Origin of the sequence: Mesorhizobium sp. B3-1-8 (assembly GCF_006439495.1) — a bacterium.
Taxonomy (GTDB): Bacteria; Pseudomonadota; Alphaproteobacteria; order Rhizobiales; family Rhizobiaceae; genus Mesorhizobium.
The window spans coordinates 1-20,460 of the sequence record NZ_VFTK01000065.1; the positions used below are offsets into that span (position 1 = coordinate 1).

At 62.0% G+C, this 20,460-nt stretch carries 26 protein-coding genes and 2 pseudogenes; 13 read left to right on the plus strand and 15 right to left on the minus strand.

Annotation, left to right across the window (positions count from 1 at the left end):
* Positions 1–186, plus strand: a pseudogene (locus FJ424_RS32530) (hypothetical protein); the annotation flags it as partial.
* Positions 187–415: 229 nt separating this feature from the next.
* Here FJ424_RS32530 and FJ424_RS32535 read toward each other — a convergent pair.
* Complete coding sequence (locus FJ424_RS32535; RefSeq protein ID WP_040980804.1) at positions 416–733, minus strand: YMGG-like glycine zipper-containing protein; 318 nt, start codon at positions 731–733, stop codon at positions 416–418.
* Between the two features lie 233 nt (positions 734–966).
* On the opposite strand from FJ424_RS32535, the gene FJ424_RS33775 reads away from it, so the two are divergent.
* Together FJ424_RS33775 and msrA are read left to right on the plus strand one after the other, a co-directional pair.
* A complete protein-coding gene (locus FJ424_RS33775) occupies positions 967–1,107 on the plus strand; it encodes a hypothetical protein (RefSeq protein WP_181182224.1) in 141 nt (46 codons plus the stop codon).
* Positions 1,108–1,270: 163 nt separating this feature from the next.
* Complete coding sequence (gene msrA / locus FJ424_RS32540; protein WP_140659349.1) at positions 1,271–1,792, plus strand: peptide-methionine (S)-S-oxide reductase MsrA; 522 nt, start codon at positions 1,271–1,273, stop codon at positions 1,790–1,792.
* A gap of 108 nt (positions 1,793–1,900) precedes the next feature.
* On the opposite strand, the gene FJ424_RS32545 is transcribed toward msrA, so the two are convergent.
* Entirely contained in the window at positions 1,901–2,095 is a 195-nt protein-coding gene (locus tag FJ424_RS32545) for a hypothetical protein (protein ID WP_140659348.1), read from the minus strand.
* Between the two features lie 168 nt (positions 2,096–2,263).
* Between FJ424_RS32545 and FJ424_RS32550 the strand changes: the two genes are divergently transcribed.
* Complete coding sequence (locus FJ424_RS32550; protein ID WP_140640973.1) at positions 2,264–2,524, plus strand: hypothetical protein; 261 nt, start codon at positions 2,264–2,266, stop codon at positions 2,522–2,524.
* Between the two features lie 26 nt (positions 2,525–2,550).
* On the opposite strand, the gene FJ424_RS32555 is transcribed toward FJ424_RS32550, so the two are convergent.
* The 4 genes from FJ424_RS32555 to FJ424_RS32570 form a co-directional block, all read right to left on the minus strand.
* On the minus strand, positions 2,551–3,096 hold the full coding sequence (locus FJ424_RS32555) for a hypothetical protein (RefSeq protein ID WP_140659347.1): 546 nt from the start codon (positions 3,094–3,096) through the stop codon (positions 2,551–2,553).
* A gap of 551 nt (positions 3,097–3,647) precedes the next feature.
* Positions 3,648–4,088, minus strand: coding sequence for a GFA family protein (locus FJ424_RS32560; RefSeq protein ID WP_140659346.1), 441 nt, complete (start codon positions 4,086–4,088; stop codon positions 3,648–3,650).
* A gap of 124 nt (positions 4,089–4,212) precedes the next feature.
* Entirely contained in the window at positions 4,213–4,518 is a 306-nt protein-coding gene (locus FJ424_RS32565; protein ID WP_246677421.1) for a hypothetical protein, read from the minus strand.
* A 48-nt stretch (positions 4,519–4,566) separates the two neighbouring features.
* Positions 4,567–4,734 (minus strand): Thivi_2564 family membrane protein, encoded by a 168-nt coding sequence (locus tag FJ424_RS32570; RefSeq protein ID WP_095819989.1) that lies wholly within the window; start codon positions 4,732–4,734, stop codon positions 4,567–4,569.
* Between the two features lie 146 nt (positions 4,735–4,880).
* Between FJ424_RS32570 and FJ424_RS33780 the strand changes: the two genes are divergently transcribed.
* The gene (locus tag FJ424_RS33780) at positions 4,881–5,018 is read left to right on the plus strand and encodes a hypothetical protein (RefSeq protein ID WP_181182219.1); all 138 of its coding nucleotides are present in this window, start codon (positions 4,881–4,883) and stop codon (positions 5,016–5,018) included.
* Between the two features lie 94 nt (positions 5,019–5,112).
* Positions 5,113–5,277, plus strand: coding sequence for a DUF3309 family protein (locus FJ424_RS32575; RefSeq protein ID WP_082048942.1), 165 nt, complete (start codon positions 5,113–5,115; stop codon positions 5,275–5,277).
* Between the two features lie 14 nt (positions 5,278–5,291).
* Here the strand turns inward: FJ424_RS32575 and FJ424_RS32580 are convergent, their stop codons facing one another.
* Positions 5,292–7,151 (minus strand): CHASE3 domain-containing protein, encoded by a 1,860-nt coding sequence (locus FJ424_RS32580; RefSeq protein ID WP_246677422.1) that lies wholly within the window; start codon positions 7,149–7,151, stop codon positions 5,292–5,294.
* A gap of 638 nt (positions 7,152–7,789) precedes the next feature.
* On the opposite strand from FJ424_RS32580, the gene FJ424_RS32585 reads away from it, so the two are divergent.
* The gene (locus tag FJ424_RS32585; protein WP_140659344.1) at positions 7,790–9,013 is read left to right on the plus strand and encodes an anion transporter; all 1,224 of its coding nucleotides are present in this window, start codon (positions 7,790–7,792) and stop codon (positions 9,011–9,013) included.
* Between the two features lie 56 nt (positions 9,014–9,069).
* Here FJ424_RS32585 and FJ424_RS32590 read toward each other — a convergent pair whose 3' ends face one another.
* On the minus strand, positions 9,070–9,654 hold the full coding sequence (locus tag FJ424_RS32590) for a TetR/AcrR family transcriptional regulator (protein ID WP_140640981.1): 585 nt from the start codon (positions 9,652–9,654) through the stop codon (positions 9,070–9,072).
* A gap of 81 nt (positions 9,655–9,735) precedes the next feature.
* Between FJ424_RS32590 and FJ424_RS32595 the strand changes: the two genes are divergently transcribed.
* On the plus strand, positions 9,736–10,572 hold the full coding sequence (locus FJ424_RS32595; RefSeq protein ID WP_140659343.1) for a crotonase/enoyl-CoA hydratase family protein: 837 nt from the start codon (positions 9,736–9,738) through the stop codon (positions 10,570–10,572).
* A 46-nt stretch (positions 10,573–10,618) separates the two neighbouring features.
* On the opposite strand, the gene FJ424_RS32600 is transcribed toward FJ424_RS32595, so the two are convergent.
* From FJ424_RS32600 to FJ424_RS32610, 3 genes are all read right to left on the minus strand, one after another.
* On the minus strand, positions 10,619–11,695 hold the full coding sequence (locus FJ424_RS32600) for an HPP family protein (RefSeq protein WP_140659342.1): 1,077 nt from the start codon (positions 11,693–11,695) through the stop codon (positions 10,619–10,621).
* Positions 11,696–11,909: 214 nt separating this feature from the next.
* Entirely contained in the window at positions 11,910–12,194 is a 285-nt protein-coding gene (locus tag FJ424_RS32605; protein WP_140659341.1) for a hypothetical protein, read from the minus strand.
* A gap of 14 nt (positions 12,195–12,208) precedes the next feature.
* Positions 12,209–12,427: an SDR family oxidoreductase gene (locus FJ424_RS32610; RefSeq protein ID WP_246677423.1), complete on the minus strand. Its 219-nt coding sequence runs from the start codon at positions 12,425–12,427 to the stop codon at positions 12,209–12,211.
* Between the two features lie 40 nt (positions 12,428–12,467).
* On the opposite strand from FJ424_RS32610, the pseudogene FJ424_RS32615 reads away from it, so the two are divergent.
* Positions 12,468–12,620, plus strand: a pseudogene (locus FJ424_RS32615) (CGNR zinc finger domain-containing protein); the annotation flags it as partial.
* 43 nt (positions 12,621–12,663) lie between these two features.
* Here FJ424_RS32615 and FJ424_RS32620 read toward each other — a convergent pair.
* The 4 genes from FJ424_RS32620 to FJ424_RS32635 form a co-directional block, all read right to left on the minus strand.
* Positions 12,664–12,966 (minus strand): cupredoxin family copper-binding protein, encoded by a 303-nt coding sequence (locus FJ424_RS32620; RefSeq protein ID WP_140659340.1) that lies wholly within the window; start codon positions 12,964–12,966, stop codon positions 12,664–12,666.
* Entirely contained in the window at positions 12,963–13,487 is a 525-nt protein-coding gene (locus tag FJ424_RS32625; RefSeq protein ID WP_140640992.1) for a DUF4142 domain-containing protein, read from the minus strand. Before FJ424_RS32625 ends, FJ424_RS32620 begins: the two co-directional genes overlap by 4 nt.
* Positions 13,488–13,586: 99 nt before the next feature.
* Positions 13,587–14,285, minus strand: coding sequence for an RNA polymerase sigma factor (locus tag FJ424_RS32630; RefSeq protein ID WP_140659339.1), 699 nt, complete (start codon positions 14,283–14,285; stop codon positions 13,587–13,589).
* Between the two features lie 140 nt (positions 14,286–14,425).
* On the minus strand, positions 14,426–15,598 hold the full coding sequence (locus FJ424_RS32635; protein WP_140659338.1) for a cystathionine beta-lyase: 1,173 nt from the start codon (positions 15,596–15,598) through the stop codon (positions 14,426–14,428).
* Positions 15,599–16,064: 466 nt separating this feature from the next.
* On the opposite strand from FJ424_RS32635, the gene FJ424_RS32640 reads away from it, so the two are divergent.
* The 4 genes from FJ424_RS32640 to FJ424_RS32655 all read left to right on the plus strand — a co-directional run bounded on the left by FJ424_RS32640 (position 16,065) and on the right by FJ424_RS32655 (position 20,324).
* Positions 16,065–17,093: an amino acid ABC transporter substrate-binding protein gene (locus tag FJ424_RS32640; protein ID WP_140640998.1), complete on the plus strand. Its 1,029-nt coding sequence runs from the start codon at positions 16,065–16,067 to the stop codon at positions 17,091–17,093.
* Between the two features lie 62 nt (positions 17,094–17,155).
* The gene (locus FJ424_RS32645) at positions 17,156–18,343 is read left to right on the plus strand and encodes an amino acid ABC transporter permease (protein ID WP_140641000.1); all 1,188 of its coding nucleotides are present in this window, start codon (positions 17,156–17,158) and stop codon (positions 18,341–18,343) included.
* Positions 18,344–18,348: 5 nt separating this feature from the next.
* Positions 18,349–19,506, plus strand: coding sequence for an amino acid ABC transporter permease (locus tag FJ424_RS32650; protein WP_140659337.1), 1,158 nt, complete (start codon positions 18,349–18,351; stop codon positions 19,504–19,506).
* 14 nt (positions 19,507–19,520) lie between these two features.
* Positions 19,521–20,324 (plus strand): amino acid ABC transporter ATP-binding protein, encoded by an 804-nt coding sequence (locus FJ424_RS32655; RefSeq protein WP_095768430.1) that lies wholly within the window; start codon positions 19,521–19,523, stop codon positions 20,322–20,324.
* Positions 20,325–20,460 lie beyond the last annotated feature (136 nt).

Consider the following 20,460-nt stretch of genomic DNA (forward strand, 5'->3'; position numbering starts at 1 on the left):
CCTTTCGAAGCTCTTGATGGCTACATTGGTGCCCTCGAGGAATGGGTCGAGGCGGCGCGGCAAGGAAAGTCGGTGGCGAAATTGATACCGGTCAACATCGATGCAACTCCCGCCAATGCGGAAATGCTGGCTGGTCGCCTAAGGTTTCTCGACGAGAGGATTCTGCCAGAACTCAAAGGCAATTGAGCGATGAAGTGCGCATGGTTGGGACCAAGCCCAGATGCCGACATCAGCGACAGGAATTAGGGTGACAGTGCGCTTATTCTCGATGCAGTCATAAACCGATAAGTGCCTCCGCGCTTCACGGGTTCGGCGCTCGGCAACGCCAGCATTTCATGACTTCGCGCTGCCCCTCATCCGCCCTTCGGGGGGCACCTTCTCCCCGTGAAACGGGGAGAAGGGAAAGCCGGCACGATCAATAATTGCCGTTGTAGTACCGGTCGTCGCATGGCGCGGTGTAGATGCGGCCGTAGCGGTCCTGGTAGCGGCAGAGCTGGTCGCCGCGGCGCTGCGGGGTGGTGGCCGAGCCGACGACGGCGCCGAGCAGAGCGCCGCTCGCGGCACCGATCACCGTGCTCTTGGTGTTGCCGCCGATCGCCTGGCCGACCAGCGCGCCGCCGGCGCCGCCCAGCAATGCGCCGGTGGTGGCCCGCTGCTGGCCTTCGGTCTGCGTCTCGCAGCCGGCAAGTGCCGCAGTCATCAGCACCGCCAGAATAGCCTTCTTGATGATCATCACTAGAACTCCTCTGAAGCCCCAGGGACTGACGACGGGGGCGAACGGTGCTGAACTGCGGTCGCATTGCGGCGGAACGGCGGCGGAGTCCGCTCACGAAGTGAATCACGGTTTCGCGGCGGTTGAACGCCATGGTTTCCAAACCGGAAAGACCACGCAAACAATGGTTTAGCGCAGCTGGGGGAATCAGCCGGCGAAGATGCCTTGAGCCGCGTCGATAAGCTGGATGCAACATGCAGATCGGCGCAAGGACTTCCGCTGTCGGCGCGGCGGTCGTTGCCGCCGCTTTCCTCATCGGCGTTTGTGCGATGTGGATTTCGGATATCGTCTTCGAGGTGGTGGTGCGGAGATTCAGGCAAACGCCGGATTCGTGATCGCGACGGCGTCGAAGCCGTGCAAGCATATATTTTCGAAACAGACAGGGGCAGACCGTCCATGCCGGATACTTCGATGCCGGTGTCAGCGATTCGCCGCTCGAACCGCTGGAAGAACCCGGCCGCAACGCCTATCTATGGAGCAATCCAAAGGAGGTGTGACATGGCTTCTTCCACCGAACGCGCGGTCCTTGCGGGCGGCTGCTTCTGGGGCATGCAGGATCTGATCCGGCGCCTGCCCGGCGTGATTTCAACGCGAGTGGGCTACAGCGGCGGCGATGTACCGAACGCCACCTACCGCAACCACGGCACCCACGCCGAGGCGATCGAGATCAACTTCGATCCGGCCAGGACAAGCTTTCGCACATTGCTCGAATTCTTCTTCCAGATCCACGATCCGACGACAAGGAACCGTCAGGGCAACGATATCGGCGCGAGCTACCGCTCGGCGATTTTCTACACCAGCGATGAACAGAAGCGGATCGCCGAGGACACGATAGCCGACGTCGACGCGTCCGGCCTGTGGCCTGGCAAGGTCGTCACCGAGCTCGCCCCAGTCGGGCCTTTCTGGGAAGCGGAGCCCGAGCATCAGGACTATCTCGAGCGCTATCCCAACGGCTACACCTGCCATTTCGCGCGGCCGGGCTGGAAGCTTCCGGTCCGCCAACAGGCGGCCGCGTCATAGTCAAAGGCCTGGCTGTTTCATACAGCCTTTACGCGCTTTGATCCGCCCGCCGTGCCGGAAGGCATGGCGGGCTTTTTGCGTTCCGGCCGCCGTCCCGGGCGGGCAACCTCAGCCCTTGGCGCGGTGGCCTTCGTGTTCGTGGCTGCCGATCCAGTGGGCGCGGATGCGGTCGCTGGCTTCGAGATAGGCCATGTCGATCAGATAGGTCAGAAGCTTCTCGCCATCGGCCTCCGCTTTCTGGCGAAGTTCTCGCAAGATCCCCTGCGCAAACTGCAGGTTTTCCATTTTGCTAGGCTGGTCCATGGATGCCCCCAAATGTCTGTGCGGTAAGTTTGGCTCACTATGCTTGTACGAACATTGTCACCACGCTCGCGGCGAAGCTGTACTCGGTTGCACTGATGCCCGATCAACGAACCTGTTGGACATTGCGCGGAAATGTCGATATTTTACGCGCCCAATCGGATGGCGACCATGCACGAAGACGAGGGCAGCACTCCCGACAAGTTGCAAGCCATGCTTGACGTGATTGCCAGGAGCGAGCCCTTGAGCGAGAGCGGGCAGGCGGATTTCGGCCGGTTGAGGGCCGACGCCGCCAAGGCCGCCGGCGTGCTGATCGAATTTTACGGCGATGCGGCCCTCGAACGGGCCAAGCTCATCGAGCGCCGATCGCCTCAGTCGCATTTCGCGCGTATGGTCGCGGCTGAAGTCGGCAGGCGCGGCAAGCGAAGCTGATCCGCAAACAATCGGCGAAAGCCGCTTCAAGACGATCTTCGCCTCCCCAGCCTTGCGCCAAGCCGCTGCTCGACCTCTTCCTCGACATTGTCCAGGAGATAGGACATCAGGTCGTGTCCGATCGATCGCGCTAGGTCCTTGGCTTGCCCGACATGGTTGCGGATCTCGCGCAGCGCCCGCTCTTCGCACGCGGCGTCGTTCGTCAAATCGACGAACCAGCCGGGATAGAGCGCTGCCTCGCCCGCCCCGTCAATGCAACATTGGCCGACGGCCAGGATCTTGCGCAATCCCATCTTTTCGGAATGGACCCTATAGACCTCCCTGAAGCCGGCCCTGCGCTCCACGGCCTTGCGGATAGCCAGCCGAACCCTTGAGCGGTCGTCCTTATCGATGCTTTGCATGCATCGTTCAAACGAGGTGCCGTGGGAGAACTCATCGAGTGTCAGACCGAAATAATCTGAAAGATTGGCATCGCCATAGACACGGTCGCGCTTGATGTCCCAGGTCCAGAACCCGTCGATCGGTGGATACCGCATATGCATGTTGCGGCCGTGTTCAGGCGCCGATGTCATGAAAACCGCCCCGTCCGGTTTCAAGATTCGGCAGCACTATGTAGCAAAAAATGAAAGAAACAAAGATGGCCTTTTGTACAAGGCCGGAAGTCATAAGGCTTGCTGCCAATGGCATTTCGGGATGTCATATTTGATATAACCAGAAAGAGGGCGAAGGGAAAATTTCTTGAGCCGAAAGAATTTTCACTTTGGCATTGCAACTGCAGCTTCGTATTTCACATGGTAAGCGCAGCGGGCAAGCAGGCAAAACAATCCCGGAGGTGTACTTTCCGCAAGAAGCATGACTGAAAATTCTTATATTTTGTAAAACGGATAAAATTCTTTGCGTGCTGCTGTCTGGAACCAGGCCGGCTTACGGCCTCATGTTCGCCGCATCCCACAACGCTAACGTCAGCTGATTGGCCGGCAAACCGACCGGTGGTTGAAAATGCGAAACTTCCAGAAAGCCCGAGCATATCGGCCCACGGCCGGGCGTTTTTCCGGAGGTGCCGGAGGGCCGGTGGACCGAAGATTATCGTATCGTTCTGACTAAAGTCCGCCAAGAACTCAACCTAGGCCGACCTTTGCAGTGGCTCCGGTCCGGCTTCAGCGCCTGCCGTCGAATCATCGGCGATCCGGTCATGCTCGAACTGCCGCGCCGCGGGGAGGGCTTTCAACCAGGGCTCGCGGCGTCCGATCCACAGCTCGTAGCTCGGCATCAGCCCTTCAGTCGGAGCAATGTCCAGGCTGCCGATCGTGACCTCGGCCTCATTATCGCCGACGAAAGGAACGCGGCTTCCGCATGTGGGGCAAAAACTCCGAGCGCCATAGTTGCTGGTGATGCCGGTGGTTTCGAACGCTCTTAGCGGCCATACGGCGTAGGCATGGAAGGCCGATCCGCTTGTCTTGCGGCAGTCCTTGCAGTGACAGAGGCCGACCCGGAGCGGCTCGCCAGTGACGCGGAACTGCACGCCGCCACACAGGCAACTGCCGCTGCGCGCGATTTCAGGCATTGCCGTTCCTCCTCCGGTTGTGCACGAAGCCGCGTCTCTCTCGCGCCCGGCAAAGTCCCGCTGCTGGCTGCTAAAACCCGCAGGAGGTTGCAATGGTTCCGCGCCGGCGCGCAAGAAGCATCGGTCAATCGGGAAAGTTGATCGGCTCCTCGCACCGATAGACGCGGCACTCGCCGTCTTTGGTCGGAACCGTCGTCGAGACAGGCACTTCCGGCCAGTCGCACTCATTGCCGAATTGCCGGACGAACCGGTCATAGGTGTCTGGACCCGTGGTCAAGACCACGGCATGGTCGCTTTTGATCAGCGCCTGCGTCTGCGCGCAAGTCATGGCGCGCGTATCTGGCCGGGCATAGGCAACGCTCGCGGCGCACAACATTGTGCCGCCCAACAATATCTTGCCTGCGGTAAGTGCGATCGACGGGGGTCTCATGGGACACCAGGTTTTTGACGTTTCCCGGGTGCCGAATATGGATCGCGGCTAGAACACCGCAAGATATTTGAGCAGCGAAATGATGCCGATGATGATGACGATGATCTGCGCGATCTGCCGCGCGCGGGCATCGAGCGGCAGCCGTTGCACGAGGTAGAGCACCAGGATCACCACCAGGAAGGTGATCAATATGCCGATGAGAACCGATGCGCCCATATGCCTGCCTCCGTTTTATCCCAAGGTTGCCCAGATCGGGCTGCCTCAAACGTTGCGGACGGGAGAATGGTTCCACGAAGGTCAAGTGGAACAGGAGACTTGGCGAAGACGTTGTTCAGCATCTTTGAATATTAAAGGATGGGAACGTGAAAGACGTATTCAGCACCGCTACCGTCATCGCCTCGATCGCGATCGCCATCGCGCTTATGTTTTTGGTTCCCATCAAACTTGAGGCCAACCCCAGGCAGCCAATGGTGTCGGCTCACTCGGCCAGTCCTGAATAGCATCGGCCCGGAGGTGAGCGGAACATGCGTGCCGCTTGCGAGTTGACTTGGTCATAACGGCGCTGGGTTCGCGCTTCAGAAAGAGGAAAAGTCCATGGGTCTCGGCACAATTCTTATAATCATTCTTATCCTTGCCCTGCTGGGCGGCTTCAGTGGCTTGGGCGGCGGGCCGTTCTACGGCACGGGCTACTATGGCGGCGGTGGTCTGGGGCTGGTTCTTGTCATTGTCATCATTCTGGTTGTGCTCGGACGGATCTGATAGCCGCCCAGCAATCAAGCCAGCGCATCCCTCAGCTTCGCCGCCAGTTGTTCCAGCGTGAACGGCTTGGCGATGAAGTGCACATCGTGGTCGAGCACGCCATTGTGCACGACCGCGTTACGGGTGAAGCCGGTCATGAACACCACTTTCAGCGATTGGGAATGCCCGCGTGCCTGTTCGGCCAACTGACGGCCGTTCATGCCCGGCATAACGATATCCGTCAGCATCAGTGCGATGGCCGCATTCTCGGCGAGCTTGCGCAGCGCCTCCTCACCGCTGGCGGCCTCGACGACCGTGTATCCGAGCTCCAGCAGCGTAGCGGCCGTCGAAAAGCGCACGCGGGCGTCATCCTCGACGAGCAGCACGGTTTCGGTGGCCGGGACATCGCTCCTGCCACTTGCTTTTGGCGGCGCTGCCGCCTCTTCCGGGCCTGTGAAACGTGGAAGATAGATCTTGATCGTCGTGCCTTCGCCGGGCTCCGAATAGATTTTGACGTGTCCGCCCGATTGCTTGACGAAGCCGAACACTTGGCTGAGCCCGAGCCCCGTTCCCTTGGTTGCAGGCTTGGTGGTGAAGAACGGCTCGAAAGCCTTGGCCATGATGTCGGGTGACATGCCAGCGCCGGTGTCGGTCACCGCGATCATGACATACTGGCCAGCCTTCACCTCCGGATGCGCCACCGCATAGGCTTCATCGAGATAGCAATTGGCCGTCTCGATGGTGAGCTTGCCCTTTTCGTCCATCGCGTCGCGCGCGTTGACCGCCAGGTTGATGATCGCGTTCTCGACCTGGCTCGGGTCGGCATGCGTTTTCCAGAGTCCGCCCGCCAGCACCGTTTCGATCTCGACCGCATGGCCGAGCGCGCGGCGCAAAAGGTCCGACATGCCGGCGACGACGCGATTGGCGTCGACGATCTGTGGCGCCAGTGGCTGCTGCCTGGAAAAGGCAAGCAGCCTGGCCGTGAGATTGGCGGCGCGCGCCGCGGCGTCGGCGGCCGCCTCGACGAAGCTCTGCACGTCATGTTCGCCGCGGGCTAGCTTGCGCTGCGCGATGTTCATGGCGCTGGTGATGACGGCCAGCATATTGTTGAAATCATGCGCGATGCCGCCCGTGAGCTGGCCAACCGCTTCCATCTTCTGCACCTGGCGAAGTTGCGACTCCGCCTTTTCACGCGTCTCGATCTCGTTGAGCAGCGCAGCGTTCTTCGCGCTCAAGGCGTCTTGCGCCGTAGCCACCTCGTGGAAGCGGCGGCTGGATTGGCGGATCGTGTAGATGCCGAGCAGGAAGATGCCCAGCAGCGCGGCGAACGAGCCGACGCGCAACCAGCCTTCGATTTGCTCCATGCGCTCCGCGCGGGAAGCAAGGCTCGCGCCGTCGATGCGCCGGATCGCGTCGATATTGGCGCGGATCTGGTCCATATCCAGCTTGCCTCGGCCGCCGCGCACGATGTCCAAGGCCTTGGCCATGTTGCCCGTGTCGTAGAGCCTGATCGTCTCCGCGAGTTCGGCCTGCTTGCGGGTAATCGCATCCTTGATGCCGACGGCCTGCTGCGCCCTGTCGCTGCCGGCCGGAAACATCTCGTCGATGCGCCTGAGCAGCGCCGGCAGCGCATCGACCGCATGCTGATATGGCAGCAGGTAGTTCTTCTCGCCTGTCAGCAGATAGCCGCGCTGGCCGGTCTCGGCGTCCTGGGCGAGCGATAGCAGGCTCGATAGCAACTGCTGGGCTTCGAACGCTTCGCGGCTGGCGTCGCGATCCGCGATCTGCGCTTCGGCGAGGATGGCGCGTGCGCCAATGATCAGTGCGACAATGGCAAAGCCGGCAAGGAGCGGAAGCGCTTGCCATCGCAGGGCGCGTCGCAGTCGGACGATCATTGCTTTGTCAGGCCTGAGGAAATCATGAAATTCGCCAAGTCGTAGGCGGCGGCAAAGCGCAAGGCAATAGCCAAGTCCATCAGGCAATGAATGCAGAAAGTTAGCCAGGTCTGGCCATGTCAAACTTTAACGACAGCGCGCTCGGCCGATGCCAAAAGGAAGATTCCGCCGCGGCTGCGTTTGGCGGTCGGTCGGCACTCCTCCACGAGTCTCGCTAGCTCTGGCGTCCGCTGCATTCGAGGCAGACAATGCTGTGTCCAGGACAACTCAGCCGATGCGTGCCTCCTGGGCAGCAATGGCCATTTGAGCTCAGCCAGCGCGCGCAAACGAAAACTTTCTTGGCCCCATGACAACGGGAGCATTCCTGCGGACGCATCAATTCCTCCCGTGGCGGGACGCGATGTTCCGCTTCAACGACCGTATTCATCCGTTTAGTCCCCAACGCCTGGATATCGGTCACATATGTTAATTCACTATTCTTTACATTAGGGTTTATGAACGTGAAAGGCATGAAAGCGAGACAAGGCTTTCATGCGCTTGCGCGCTTTCCCTTTGCGCTGGCCTTGTTAAATGTGGTGCCGCCCGATGCGTCGACGGATTCTGGCGGGGGCAGGGCAGGCAACGGGAACCTTCTTGCAATGACTTGGACTGGCGCCGGCGCGCTTTTCATCCTCGTGCTCACCTATGCTGGCGTCGCCGTCGGCCGTATCCCGGGCCTGCGCCTCGACCGCGCCGGCATTGCGCTGCTGGGCGGTGCCGCCATGATCGCCATCGGCGCGATCGGCATCGATGATGCCTACAAAGCCATCAATTTCGACACCATCACGTTGCTGCTCGGTATGATGATCGTCGTGGCGCATCTGAAGGTCTCGGGCGCGTTTCGGGCGCTCGGCGGCTTTGCCATCGAGCATGCCCATGCACCGTTCATGCTTTTGGTGATGGTGACGCTGTTGACCGGCTTGCTCTCGGCTTTCCTGGTCAACGACGCGATCTGCCTGGTGATGGCGCCGATCGTCGTCCACGTCACACGGGTCATCAACCGCAACCCGGTGCCTTACCTCATCGCCACCTGCACGGCCTCGAACTGCGGCAGCGTCGCCACCATTACCGGCAATCCGCAGAACATGGTGATCGGCGCGCTGTCCGGCATTTCCTATCCGGCTTTCACGCTGGCGCTCGCGCCGGTGGCGCTGTTCGGCCTGCTCTGCGTCATCGTCATCGTGCGCATCGTCTACCGCGCCGAATTCTCCCGCCCTGCCGAACTCAGCCCAGAAGTCTATCGCGGCCGCATGCTGCCCGGGCAGGTGTTGAAGGCCACCATCGTCTGCGTGTTGCTGGCGCTCGCCTTCTTTGCCGGCGTTCCCGTCGCCAAGGCAGCACTGATTGCCGGCGCCTTCCTGCTGGTCACCCGGGCAATCAAGCCGCGGCGCATCTACCGCGAGATCGACGGGCCGCTGCTCTTCATGTTCGCCGGCCTGTTCGTGGTGGTGGCCGGAGCCGAGCGCACGCTGCTCACGCCCGATATGATCGCTTGGGCGAAGAACATCGGCCTCGACGATGTCTGGCGGCTCTCTGGCTTCACCGCGGTGCTTTCAAACATCATGAGCAATGTGCCGGCGGTACTGGCGCTCCGGCCCTTCATCCCTGGGTTGGAAAACCCGGAGCGCGCTTGGCTTGTCGTGGCAATGAGCTCGACGCTTGCCGGTAATTTCACGCTGCTCGGCTCGGTCGCCAATCTGATTGTCGCCGAGCAGGCAAAGGCGGCCGGCAAGGAGCTTTCCTTCTCCGCCTTCTTCAAGGTCGGCCTGCCGCTGACGCTGGTGACGCTTCTGCTCGGTACGGCCTGGCTGGCCTGGCCCTGAGAATGCGGTCCCTTCGGACCGCTCTATTCGGATCGCAGGGAGCGCTACGGTCCGGCTTAGCCTTTGCCCGTCATCCTTGCCCGTATCAGCGTCGCGGCGGCGTGGCCGGCGGCGGCGACGTAGTCGGGGTCGTGATGGATCAGCATGCTGGAAAAGGCGCCGTCCATCAGAAGCACGATCTCGCGCGCCAGCATTTTCGCCTCGGCGACATCGTGGCTTGAAAGCGCGCTTGCCAGCCATTTTTCGAAATTGGTCTTGTGGCGCGCCCCAGCCTTCACCGCCGGATGCCCCGGCGTCGCGGCCAACTCTGCCGCCGTGCGCAGGAAGCCGCAGCCCTTCCATTTGGGGTGGCGCGCCACCCGCGCCAGGTTGGTGAAGATTGCTTCCACCTTTTTATCCGCGCCGCCCTCCGCCGCCTCGAACCAGCCGGCCATCTGTTCGAGATTGGGCTGGTCGCGGCCGTCGAGATAGGCCGCGATCAGGTCGTCCTTGCTCTTGAAGTGATAGTAGAGCGTGCGCTTGGTGAGCCCCGCTTTTTCGGCCACCGCATCGACACTGACGCGGCCGATGCCTTCGGCATAGAACAGCTTGGTCGCCGCATCGACGAGGCGCTTTCGGGTGGGATTGGCCTTTTCGCTCATGTTCGTAGTATACCGACTAGTGAATATACAAGCAATCGAAAGCCTGCTCCTATCCCGCCGAACTGCCGGAAAGGAAAAGTCATGACCGACCTTGTACTGAGCGAGACGCGCGACGGCGTCGTCATCCTCACCCTCAACCGCCCCGACAAGCTGAACGCGCTGAATTACGCGCTGATCGACCGGCTGCTTTCGCTTCTTGACCTGATCGAGACGGACGATGGCGTGCGCGCCGTCATCCTTACCGGGGCAGGGGAGCGCGCCTTCTCCGCCGGCGCCGATATCCGTGAATTCGCGGTGAGCGTTGAGGCAGGTACGGATGTCGCGCTGCGCGATTTCGTGGCGCGCGGCCAGCGCCTGACGGCGCGGCTGGAGGCATTTCGCAAGCCGGTCATCGCCGCCGTCAACGGCGTCGCCTTTGGCGGCGGCTGCGAAATCACCGAAGCGGTGCCGCTGGCGATCGCCAGTGATCGCGCGCTGTTTGCAAAGCCCGAGATAAAACTCGCCATGCCGCCGACATTCGGCGGCACGCAGCGCCTGCCGAGACTGGCCGGCCGCAAGCGCGCGCTGGAACTGCTCCTCACCGGGGATGCGTTCTCACCCGCCCGGGCAATAGAGCTCGGCCTCGTCAACCAGGTCGTGCCGCACGGTCAGTTGATGCCGGCCGCGCTCGACCTCGCGCGGCGTATCGTCAGCCATTCGCAGGCGGCGGTGGCGAGCATCCTCACCGCTGTCACGCGCGGCCTCAACCAGAGTATCGCCGAAGGCCTGCTCGTCGAGGCCGAGCAGTTCGCCCGCATGGCTCCCACGGCCGATCTGCGCGAAGGCCTGAGTGCCTGGAGGGAGCGACGCAAGCCGATCTATGACCACACATGGATGCATATCACCCGGCCGGCCGGGACAAGACGAGCGGCGCGGTAGCGCGATCGAACGGAGAGCGGGGGCATGCCAGGTGATTGGTCCAGCACTATGCCACCGCTTTGAGCTGCGCCGGCGCCTGTACGCGCGCGGCTGCCGCCAGCATGTCGGTCTGGGTGATCAGGCCGAGTATACGCCGCTCGCTATCGACGATCACCACGGCATGGCTGCGCCCGTCGGTCAGCACGGGCAGCAGGCTCATCGCCGGCGTCTCGGGTAAGGCGGTGCCGGCCTTCGACATCACCCCTTTCACCGTATCGGTGGCTCTCGTCAGCTCGCGCAGGCCTACCGCGCCGGTGAGCCTGCCGTCCGTGTCGACCACCGGCAGAGTGCGGATGTTGTGATCGATCAGCTGTTTGCGTGCTTCGTCGGCCAAGGCGGTTTCCGGCACCGAGATCACATCGCGGGACATGATATCTTTGCACAGCAGCGTGCGCTGCGAGCGCACCATCGCCTGCAACTCGACCTGACGCAGCAGGCGCTCCAGGTCGTCGCGGTCGATGTCGAAAGTCTCGTCCAGCGCGGACAGCGCCGCATCGACATCCTCGGGCCGGAAACCGACACGCTCGGCCGGCGGCCGGTCGGCGGTGCCGTGGCCGCCCGCGGGTTGATGCACGTGTGGATAGCTGCGTCGTGACAGCTTGTGGAACAGAAAACCGAGCGTCACCAATATGATTGAGTTCAGGGCCACCGGCACAAAAGGAAACAGGAAGCCGGCGGCGGCAACGGCCGGCCCCCCGAGTACGCCGGTAAGCGCTGCTGCGCCGCCCGGCGGATGCAATGAGCGCGAGAATGACATGGCGGCGATTGCCAGCGCCACCGCAAGGCCAGAGGCGATCACCGTGTCGTGCACAAAATGCGCCACCGTCACGCCGACCAGCGCCGAGATCGTGTTGCCGCCGATGATCGACCAGGGCTGCGCCAACGGGCTCGAGGGAACGGCAAAGAGCAACACCGCCGAAGCACCCATCGGCGCCACCAGCATTGCTACATCCGCGCCCTTGCCCATCGCAAGCCCGCTGATCACGCCGGTCAGCGCGATGCCGATCACGGCACCGATGCAGGCGATCAGCCGTTCGCGCAGCGTGGCGCCGGCTAGGATCGGAACAAAGAGGCGGAACGCCATGGCAGGTCCTGGATCGATTGGGGTGGAATTGCGTTGCTCGCAATGCCGTTGAAACCACGGATTTGGAAGCCAAACCAATCCGTATATTCGCAGCCTCGGAGAATATTATTGCGCCGCCAGCTGCGTAGGACATGCCGCCAGCGGCCTCGGCTTTCTCAATCGCGCCAAGGCGTTACGGCCGTTTGCGGAATCGGCCCTGCAATCGCCGGCCACCCTACCTCTGCTTTGGCCGGGCGTTGAATCCCAGCGCGCCGAGTACCTTCACCGCACCACTCTTGCCCCCTTCGAAATCGCCAGAGGCTAGCCGCGCACCCGTGGCGAACTCATAGGCGGTGCCGAGGATCGCCTTTGGTGGATAAAGACGGTCTTCCCAGGCCAATTCATAGGTCGTGGTCGGCGCAAAGCCGTGCTCGGCGAAAAACCGGTCAGGCCCCAGCCGGTCGTAGTCCTCTATCGCGCGCAAGATATGCGCGCGCGTCACGCGATCCCAGGCAATCATTGCATTGTCCTCCTTCAGGCAGACTTCACCTCACCGCCGTCCATGCGCAGCGTCGAGCCGATCATCCAGCGTGCCGCCGGCGAGACGAGGAAGGCCATCAGCTCGGCGATCTCCTCCGGGTCTCCACATCGGGCGATGCCGGCTTCTTTCGGAAAATTCGCCGCCGCGTCCTCGACGGTCACCTTGTGCAGTGGTGCCCAGTGCTCGAGATAGGAGTGTCGCCGGCCGGTCATCACGGTCCGGCAACACGCTGTTGACCTGCACGCCATCGGCAATGTGAAGGCTTGTGAATGTCCCGCCTGCACGTTGCTTTTCGCCGATCATACGCGCGGTCACAGACGCCGCTGGCGCAGCATGGCCGCCTGTGGCAACCGGGCAAAGCAGGCCGCGCACCGGCACAGGCACAAGGATCATGACCACAACTAAATCGAGCGAGGCGCGGCGCGCCTCGCTCGATTGGTAGGTCGGATCAAGGGGCTACCTCGATACGGCCCTTCATGTTGGGATGGAAGCGGCAGAAATAGTCGACCGCTCCCGCCGCCTTCAGCGTGACCTCGCCCTTCGACTTTGCCGGGATCATCACATCCCAGCCGCCTTTGACCGTGGCGGTGTGGGCGAGAATATCGTTGTTCGTCCACTCGATCGTATCGCCGACCTTGGCCTGAATGCTTGCCGGCGAGAAGACCAGCTTGTCGATCGTCACCTCGATCGTGGTCGAAAGCGCCGGCGAAGCGATGAGCGTCAGCGCCATGGCAAGAAGCAGCGGCCTCATTTCAGCATGCCGGCGACATGTTCGGCATGCTGCTCATGTCCCTGGAAGATCTTGAGACCAGTCTCCAGCAGGCTCTTCAGTTCGGCATTGCTGGCCGATGGGATTAGTAGGGTTTCGAGCGCGCCGTTGACCTGCTTGTGATAGGCGACTTCGTTGTCGATATAGGCCTTGTCGAAGGCAGCCCCTTTCAACTTCGCCAGTTTGGCGCGTTCTTCCTCCGCCGCCTTGGCCAGCGCCTTGCTGGTGTCATTGTCCTCGGGCGTGACCTTCAGCTTCTTCACCAGGTCGAGCGCCTGCTTGTTCACCGCCTCATGGTCGCGCGCCATGTCCTTGGCGAAGTCGACGACCGCCTTGTTCTTGGACTTCTTGATGGCCAGCTTGGCCGCTTCGATGTCGATCGCGTCGGCCGTATAGGCAATGTGGGCGATCTGCGGGTCGGTGGGCTTTTCGGCGGCTAGCGCCAGCGGCGCGGTGCTGACGAAGAAAAGGGCTGCGAGGGCGGCGGTCGGTCGCATGAACATGATATCTCCTTCGCCCGGCGCGCATAGCCCTGGGCTCATCTGGTGTTGACGGCCATTGGATGCGGGCGAGAACGAAATGTTCCCGGGAAAAGACCGAAATCAGTGCTCGAATCCGAGCCCCGTCATCACCGCCTGCGTCAGCCGATCGCAGCGCCGGCCGGCGAAGGGGAAGGCGTTGAGCAGCACCGGGCCGATCTCGTCATCGAGCGCCTTGCGCACCAAGGCACGCGCCCGGTGCAGCCTCGTCTTCACCGTTTCCTGCCGGATACCCAAAAGCTCGGCGGTTTCCTCGATGCTCAGGCCCTCGATGACACGGGCTACGAAGACGGTGCGATAGACATCGGGAAGGCTGTCGGTCGCCCGTTCGACAAGTCCCAGAATCTGCCGCTGCGCCATCGTCCGCTCCGGATCGTCACCTGGATTCAAGTCGTTTTGGTTCAAGGGAAACCGGATGATCTGCGCCTCCGGGTTTTCGGGCATCGCTACGACGCGCTTGCGCTTGCGCAGCCGGCCGAGCGCTTCGTTGATGACGATGCGTGACAGCCAGGTGGAAAGCGAAGCCTCGCCGCGAAAGGCACCGAGATTGGCGAAGGCGCGTATATAGGCCTCCTGCACGACGTCTTCGGCCTCGGCGTCGTTGCGCACGACGCCGCGCGCGATGCGGTAGAGCCGCTGGTTGTGCGTCTTGATGATAGTGCGGAACGCACCCGGATCGCGCGCAAGCGCCCGTCTGACCAATGCCATGTCGCCGGCCCTGGCCGCACCGATTTCGGCGGCTTCAATAGCAGGCTGTCTCATCTCGCCCCGATCTCCCGGCAACGTTACATCCGCGATTGGATGCGCCTGCCGACAAAAGGTTCCCGAGTGGGTAGCACTGGCAATGCTACTTCTTCGACCGAGGCATGTCTGCCGGTCGGAATCTTGCGCCGATCAGCCTGTCACCCGGCCGCGGCTGCCGCTGCCAGCCCGCGCAGAATATCGGCCTTGAGATCCTTGACATCCTCGAGCCCGACCTGCAGTCGGATCAGCGATCCGGCATACGAACGCTTGGCAAGTGTGCGGTCGCCGAGGAAGACCGGAACGGCGAGGCTCTCATAGCCGCCCCAGGAATAGCCGAGACCGAAGATCTTGAGCGCATCGAGGAAGGCATGCTGCGCCTTCTGCCCGCCGCCGTTGAGCACGATCGAGAAAATGCCGCTGGAGCCGCAGAAATCGCGCTTCCAGAGCGCATGGTCGGGATGGCTTTCCAGAGCCGGGTGCAGCACCTGCGCGACGCCGGGCTGCTCTTCCAGCCAGCCCGCGATCTCGAGCGCGCTCTTGCGGTGATGCTCGAGCCGCACCCCCATCGTGCGCAAGCCGCGCAGCACCTGGTAGATGTCGTCGGGTCCCGAACAGCAGCCGAGCGTGCAGAAGCCATCATAAAGCTGCTTCCAATGGGTCTCGTTGGCCGACACCGTGCCGAGCAGCACGTCGGAATGGCCGGCCGGATATTTCGTCGCCGCATGGATCGAGATGTCGACGCCATGGTCGAGCGGCTTGAAATAGAGCGGCGTCGCCCAGGTGTTGTCCATCATCACGATAGCGCCGGCAGCATGCGCAGCCTTGGCGATAGCCGGGATGTCCTGCACCTCGTAGGTGTTCGATCCCGGCGATTCGGTGAACACCACCTTTGTGTTCGGCTTGATCAGCGATGCGATGCCGGCGCCGATGCGCGGCTCGTAATATTCGACCTCGACGCCGAGCCGCTTCAGCATCGTATCAGCGAAGTGGCGCGTCGGGTGGTAGACGCTGTCGACGATCAACAGGTGGTCGCCGGCGGCAAGGAAGGTGAGTAGCGGTATCGTCACCGCCGCCAGCCCGGAAGGCACCGCGATCGTGCCGGCCGAGCCTTCCAGCGCATCGACGGCGAGCGTCAGCGCGTCCATCGTTGGCGTGCCGCGCGTGCCGTAAGTGTATTTCTGGCTGCGCCCGGCCATCGAAGCGGCATCGGGATAGAGCACCGTCGAGGCATGCACGACCGGCGGGTTGACGAAGCCGAAATAGTCGTGCGGGTTGTTGCCCGAATGGGCAAGCAGCGTGTTGATGCCCATTTCGATGCTGTCTCTAGCCATGGTTCGTCGCCTGTCGAATGATGTCAGCGGACCAGCCATAAAGCGGCGGCAATGCCGGCGCAACCGCGCCGAGCCCGCCAAAAGCCGATCTTCCGCTGGGCCAATGCAAAGGCGCGCAAGCCCAGTAAAGCACCGCTATTGCCGCTGCGGATTCTGGCGCCGGACCACCGATTCGCGGCGGCGCAACTTGGCTGATTTGTTCGCATCGCCTGCCGGTTTCATGTGCTCTTGTCCGCAATTCAGGCATTTGCGGCAATTGCTTTTCAAACCTCTCTGGAATCGGTCATTTCCCTTGACCTCACAGGAATAATCGCCTTCGATGCGTTTCGTGAATGGGAGGCAGCGCATCGGCAACTGATGCGGGTCCGGGAGTGGGCCTTGAAGTGGGAGCTGCGTTCACAAACGAAAAAAGATCAAGCGTCGCCTGGCGATAGGGGCGCCTGTAACAGAAAAGGGTCTGTGGGTCATGAAACACATTGCAATCGGCATTCTTGGCGCCGCCGCGCTCGGGTTCATGGCGTCCGCCGCTTCGGCCGGCACGCTCGATACCGTGAAGCAGAAGGGCTTTATCCAGTGCGGCGTCTCGACCGGCCTCGCCGGCTTCTCGGCGCCGGACGACAAGGGTGACTGGAAGGGCATCGACGCGGACTTCTGTCGCGCCGTTGCGGCCGCTGTCTTCGGTGACGGCTCCAAGGTCAAGTTCACGCCGCTCAGCGCCAAGGAGCGTTTCACCGCCCTGCAGTCAGGCGAGATCGACATCCTGTCGCGCAACACCACCTGGACCAGCAACCGCGACAGCGCGCTCGGCCTCGATTTTGTCGGCATCACCTACTATGACGGCCAGGGCTTCATGATCAACGCCAAGAAGCTGCCCGGCGTGAACTCAGCGCTGCAGCTTTCGGGCGCCGCCGTCTGCGTGCAGAGCGGCACCACCACCGAGCTCAACCTCGCCGACTACTTCAAGAAGAACAAGATGGAGTACAACCCCGTCGTGTTCGAGAAGCTCGAAGAGGTCAACGCCGCCTATGACGCCGGCCGCTGCGATGCTTACACCACCGATCAGTCCGGCCTCTATGGCATCCGTCTGACGCTCTCCTCGCCGGCCGACCATGTCGTGCTGCCCGAGATCATTTCCAAGGAGCCGCTCGGCCCGGCCGTGCGCCAGGGCGACGACCAGTGGGCGCATATCGCGCGCTGGACGTATTTCGCGCTGCTCAACGCCGAGGAAGCCGGCATCACGCAGGCCAATGTCGACGAGATGAAGACGTCGACCGATCCGAACATCCAGCGCCTTCTCGGCACTGAACCCGACGGCAAATACGGTGCCGATCTCGGCCTCTCCAACGACTTCGTTGTCAACATCGTCAAGGCGGTCGGCAATTACGGCGAAATGTTCGAGCGCAATGTCGGCTCGGGCAGCCCGCTCAAGATCGCGCGCGGCATCAACGCGCTGTGGACCAAGGGCGGCCTGCAATACGGTCCGCCGATCCGCTGATTGAAACGTGATCCGGGAGGCAGGTCGTCTGCCTCCCGGTTTCTCTTTCCAGGGGACGGTCCATGGCTTCGCAGGAAATTCTTCGCGGGGAGCCGAGTCGCGGCTCCTTCATCAATGACCCGAGAATACGCAGCCTGTTCTTTCAGACGCTGGTCGTGATCCTCCTCTTTGGCTCGATCTGGTGGATCGTCAACAACGTCATCGAGAACCTTCAGCGCCTGCACATCGCTTCAGGCTTCCAATTCCTCAGAAGCAGGGCCGGCTTCGACATTTCCGACACGCCGATCGCTTATACGTCGGACTCGACCTATTTCCGCGCGCTGGTCGTCGGTTTGCTCAACACGATCATCGTTGCCGTCGCCGGCATCGTGCTTGCGACCATCGTGGGCTTCGCCATCGGTATCGGCCGCCTGTCGCAGAACTGGCTGATCCGCAAGATCTGCACGGTCTATGTCGAGATATTCCGCAACATCCCGCCGCTGCTGGTCATCTTCTTCTGGTATTCCGGCGTGCTGGCCGTGCTGCCGCCGCCACGCGAGAGCATCCACCTGCCTTTCGGCTCCTTCCTCAACCAGCGCGGCTTCTATTTTCCGCGCGCCGTTTGGGGGGATGGCTCCTGGCTGATCGGCGTCGCACTGCTGCTCGCCATTGCAATGGCCTGGTTCGTCGCCCACAGGGCGCGACAGCGGCAGAAGGCGACCGGTCAGCAATTTCCGGTCTTCTGGACATCGGTCACGCTTATCGTCGGCCTGCCGGTGCTGGCCTACCTGCTTAGCGGCATGCCGCTCACCTTCGATTTTCCGAAGCAGTCGACCTTCAACCTGACCGGTGGCTTCTGGGTCAAGCCCGAATTCCTGTCGCTGTTGCTGGCGCTCTCCTTCTACACGGCGGCCTTCATCGCCGAGATCGTGCGCGCCGGCATCAGGGGCGTCAGCAAAGGCCAGAGCGAAGCAGCGGCGGCACTCGGCCTCCGCTCCGGTCCGATCCTGCGGCTTGTGGTCATCCCGCAGGCAATGCGCATCGTCATCCCGCCGCTCACCAGCCAGTATCTCAACCTGACCAAGAACTCCTCGCTGGCGATCGCCATCGGCTATCCGGACCTCACCGCGACCGCCGGCACGGTCCTCAACCAGACCGGCCAGGCGGTGGAGGGCGTGTTCATCATGATGATCGCCTATCTGGTGCTGAGCCTGGTGACGTCCTTTGTCATGAACATCGTCAACGCCAGAATGGCGCTGGTGGAGAGGTAGGGGCCATGCAGGAACACGACATGTCCTGGGTGCGCACCGAGATGGCGCTTGCGCAGCCGGCCCCGCCTACCGAACGCGGCGCCTATGCCTGGGTGCGCAAGAACCTGGTGGGTTCGATCGGCGACACCGTCCTCACAATTCTCGGCATCGCCATCGTGCTGTGGATCCTGCCGCAGGTCATCAGCTGGGCTTTCCTCAATGCCCAGTGGACCGGGCCGGACCGCACCGTCTGCACCACCGTCACACAAGGCGGCATCCAGCCCGACGGTTGGACCGGCGCCTGCTGGGCCTTCGTCAACGCCAAGTTCGGCCAGTTCATGTTCGGCACCTATCCTATCGAGGAGCGCTGGCGGCCGATCCTGGTCGCCATCCTGTTCGTGGTGCTGTTGGTGCCGATGCTGATCCCGCGCGTGCCGGGCAAAAGACTGAACGCGATCCTGCTTTTCGCGGGATTGCCGGTCGTCGCCTTCTTCCTGCTGCTCGGCGGTGTGTTCGGCCTGCCGGCTGTCGAGACCGCGCGCTGGGGTGGGTTGCTGGTCACGCTCAGCCTTTCTTTTGTCGGCATTGCGGTGTCGTTGCCGCTCGGTGTGATCCTGGCGCTCGGCCGGCGCTCGAAGATGCCGATCATCAAGGTGCTTAGTGTCATATTTATCGAGACGGTGCGTGGCATCCCGTTGATCGTGGTGCTGTTCTTCGCCAGCGTCATGCTGCCGCTGTTCCTGCCCGTGGGCGTCACCTTCGACAAATATCTGCGTGCGTTGATCGGCGTGTCGCTGTTTGCCGCCGCCTATATGGCCGAAGTGATTCGTGGTGGCCTGCAGGCGATCCCGAAGGGCCAGTATGAGGGCGCCGACTCGCTCGGCCTCGGCTACTGGCAGAAAATGGGCCTGATCGTGCTGCCGCAGGCGCTGAAGCTGGTCATCCCCGGCATCGTCAACACCTTCATCGGCATGTTCAAGGACACCAGCCTGGTGCTGATCATCTCGATGTTCGACCTGCTCGGCGTGGTGAAGCAGAATTTCGCCGATGCCAACTGGGCGACGCCGCAGACCGCGAAGTCCGGCCTGATCTTTGCCGCCTTCGTATTCTGGCTGTTCTGCTTCGGCATGTCGCGCTATTCAATGTACACCGAACGCCGGCTCGACACCGGCTATAAACGATAAAAAGGGAACAGGTTATGGCCACCGAAAACGCCGTCAGCGCGGAAGAAATCAAGGTCAACGCCGCCAAGATGCACATCTCCACTACCGATGTCGCCATCGACATCGTCGGCATGCACAAATGGTATGGCGAGTTCCATGTGCTGAAGGACATCAACCTCAAGGTGATGCGCGGCGAGCGCATCGTCATCTGCGGTCCGTCCGGTTCCGGCAAGTCGACCATGATCCGCTGCATAAATCGGCTGGAGGAGCACCAGAAGGGCAAGATCATTGTCGACGGCAAGGAACTAACCAACGATCTGAAGAAGATCGACGAGGTGCGCCGCGAGGTCGGCATGGTGTTCCAGCATTTCAACCTGTTCCCGCATCTCACCATCCTCGAGAACTGCACGCTGGCGCCGATCTGGGTGCGCAAGATGCCGAAGAAGCAGGCCGAGGAGATCGCCATGCATTTCCTCAAGCGCGTCAAGATCCCGGAGCAGGCCAACAAATATCCGGGCCAGCTCTCGGGCGGTCAGCAGCAGCGTGTGGCGATCGCGCGCTCGCTGTGCATGAACCCGCGCATCATGCTCTTCGACGAGCCGACCTCGGCACTCGATCCGGAGATGATCAAGGAAGTGCTGGAGACGATGGTGGGGCTGGCGGAAGAGGGCATGACCATGCTGTGCGTCACCCATGAGATGGGCTTTGCCCGCAAGGTCGCCAATCGCGTGATCTTCATGGATCAGGGCCAGATCGTCGAGCAGAACACGCCGGCCGAGTTCTTCGATCATCCGCGCCATGAGCGCACGAAGCTCTTCCTGTCGCAGATACTGCACTGAGGCGGAGCCCGGTAACAGGTTGCTCGGAGGTTGCTCGAACCACCCCTCGGCTTCGTCATTCTAAGGCCTGTTGATATTCATCTGGAGCTTATGATGGCGGCGGCGAGATGGACGAAGGCGGAGAAGCTCTGGTCGG

Bases quoted from the DNA above. Each gene is read 5' to 3' on its own strand.
- FJ424_RS32535 (WP_040980804.1), bottom strand. From the start codon at position 733: ATGATCATCAAGAAGGCTATTCTGGCGGTGCTGATGACTGCGGCACTT.
- FJ424_RS33775 (WP_181182224.1), top strand. From the start codon at position 967: ATGCAGATCGGCGCAAGGACTTCCGCTGTCGGCGCGGCGGTCGTTGCC.
- msrA (WP_140659349.1), top strand. From the start codon at position 1,271: ATGGCTTCTTCCACCGAACGCGCGGTCCTTGCGGGCGGCTGCTTCTGG.
- FJ424_RS32545 (WP_140659348.1), bottom strand. From the start codon at position 2,095: ATGGACCAGCCTAGCAAAATGGAAAACCTGCAGTTTGCGCAGGGGATC.
- FJ424_RS32550 (WP_140640973.1), top strand. From the start codon at position 2,264: ATGCACGAAGACGAGGGCAGCACTCCCGACAAGTTGCAAGCCATGCTT.
- FJ424_RS32555 (WP_140659347.1), bottom strand. From the start codon at position 3,096: ATGACATCGGCGCCTGAACACGGCCGCAACATGCATATGCGGTATCCA.
- FJ424_RS32560 (WP_140659346.1), bottom strand. From the start codon at position 4,088: ATGCCTGAAATCGCGCGCAGCGGCAGTTGCCTGTGTGGCGGCGTGCAG.
- FJ424_RS32565 (WP_246677421.1), bottom strand. From the start codon at position 4,518: ATGAGACCCCCGTCGATCGCACTTACCGCAGGCAAGATATTGTTGGGC.
- FJ424_RS32570 (WP_095819989.1), bottom strand. From the start codon at position 4,734: ATGGGCGCATCGGTTCTCATCGGCATATTGATCACCTTCCTGGTGGTG.
- FJ424_RS32575 (WP_082048942.1), top strand. From the start codon at position 5,113: ATGGGTCTCGGCACAATTCTTATAATCATTCTTATCCTTGCCCTGCTG.
- FJ424_RS32580 (WP_246677422.1), bottom strand. From the start codon at position 7,151: ATGATCGTCCGACTGCGACGCGCCCTGCGATGGCAAGCGCTTCCGCTC.
- FJ424_RS32585 (WP_140659344.1), top strand. From the start codon at position 7,790: ATGACTTGGACTGGCGCCGGCGCGCTTTTCATCCTCGTGCTCACCTAT.
- FJ424_RS32590 (WP_140640981.1), bottom strand. From the start codon at position 9,654: ATGAGCGAAAAGGCCAATCCCACCCGAAAGCGCCTCGTCGATGCGGCG.
- FJ424_RS32595 (WP_140659343.1), top strand. From the start codon at position 9,736: ATGACCGACCTTGTACTGAGCGAGACGCGCGACGGCGTCGTCATCCTC.
- FJ424_RS32600 (WP_140659342.1), bottom strand. From the start codon at position 11,695: ATGGCGTTCCGCCTCTTTGTTCCGATCCTAGCCGGCGCCACGCTGCGC.
- FJ424_RS32605 (WP_140659341.1), bottom strand. From the start codon at position 12,194: ATGATTGCCTGGGATCGCGTGACGCGCGCGCATATCTTGCGCGCGATA.
- FJ424_RS32610 (WP_246677423.1), bottom strand. From the start codon at position 12,427: ATGACCGGCCGGCGACACTCCTATCTCGAGCACTGGGCACCACTGCAC.
- FJ424_RS32620 (WP_140659340.1), bottom strand. From the start codon at position 12,966: ATGAGGCCGCTGCTTCTTGCCATGGCGCTGACGCTCATCGCTTCGCCG.
- FJ424_RS32625 (WP_140640992.1), bottom strand. From the start codon at position 13,487: ATGTTCATGCGACCGACCGCCGCCCTCGCAGCCCTTTTCTTCGTCAGC.
- FJ424_RS32630 (WP_140659339.1), bottom strand. From the start codon at position 14,285: ATGAGACAGCCTGCTATTGAAGCCGCCGAAATCGGTGCGGCCAGGGCC.
- FJ424_RS32635 (WP_140659338.1), bottom strand. From the start codon at position 15,598: ATGGCTAGAGACAGCATCGAAATGGGCATCAACACGCTGCTTGCCCAT.
- FJ424_RS32640 (WP_140640998.1), top strand. From the start codon at position 16,065: ATGAAACACATTGCAATCGGCATTCTTGGCGCCGCCGCGCTCGGGTTC.
- FJ424_RS32645 (WP_140641000.1), top strand. From the start codon at position 17,156: ATGGCTTCGCAGGAAATTCTTCGCGGGGAGCCGAGTCGCGGCTCCTTC.
- FJ424_RS32650 (WP_140659337.1), top strand. From the start codon at position 18,349: ATGCAGGAACACGACATGTCCTGGGTGCGCACCGAGATGGCGCTTGCG.
- FJ424_RS32655 (WP_095768430.1), top strand. From the start codon at position 19,521: ATGGCCACCGAAAACGCCGTCAGCGCGGAAGAAATCAAGGTCAACGCC.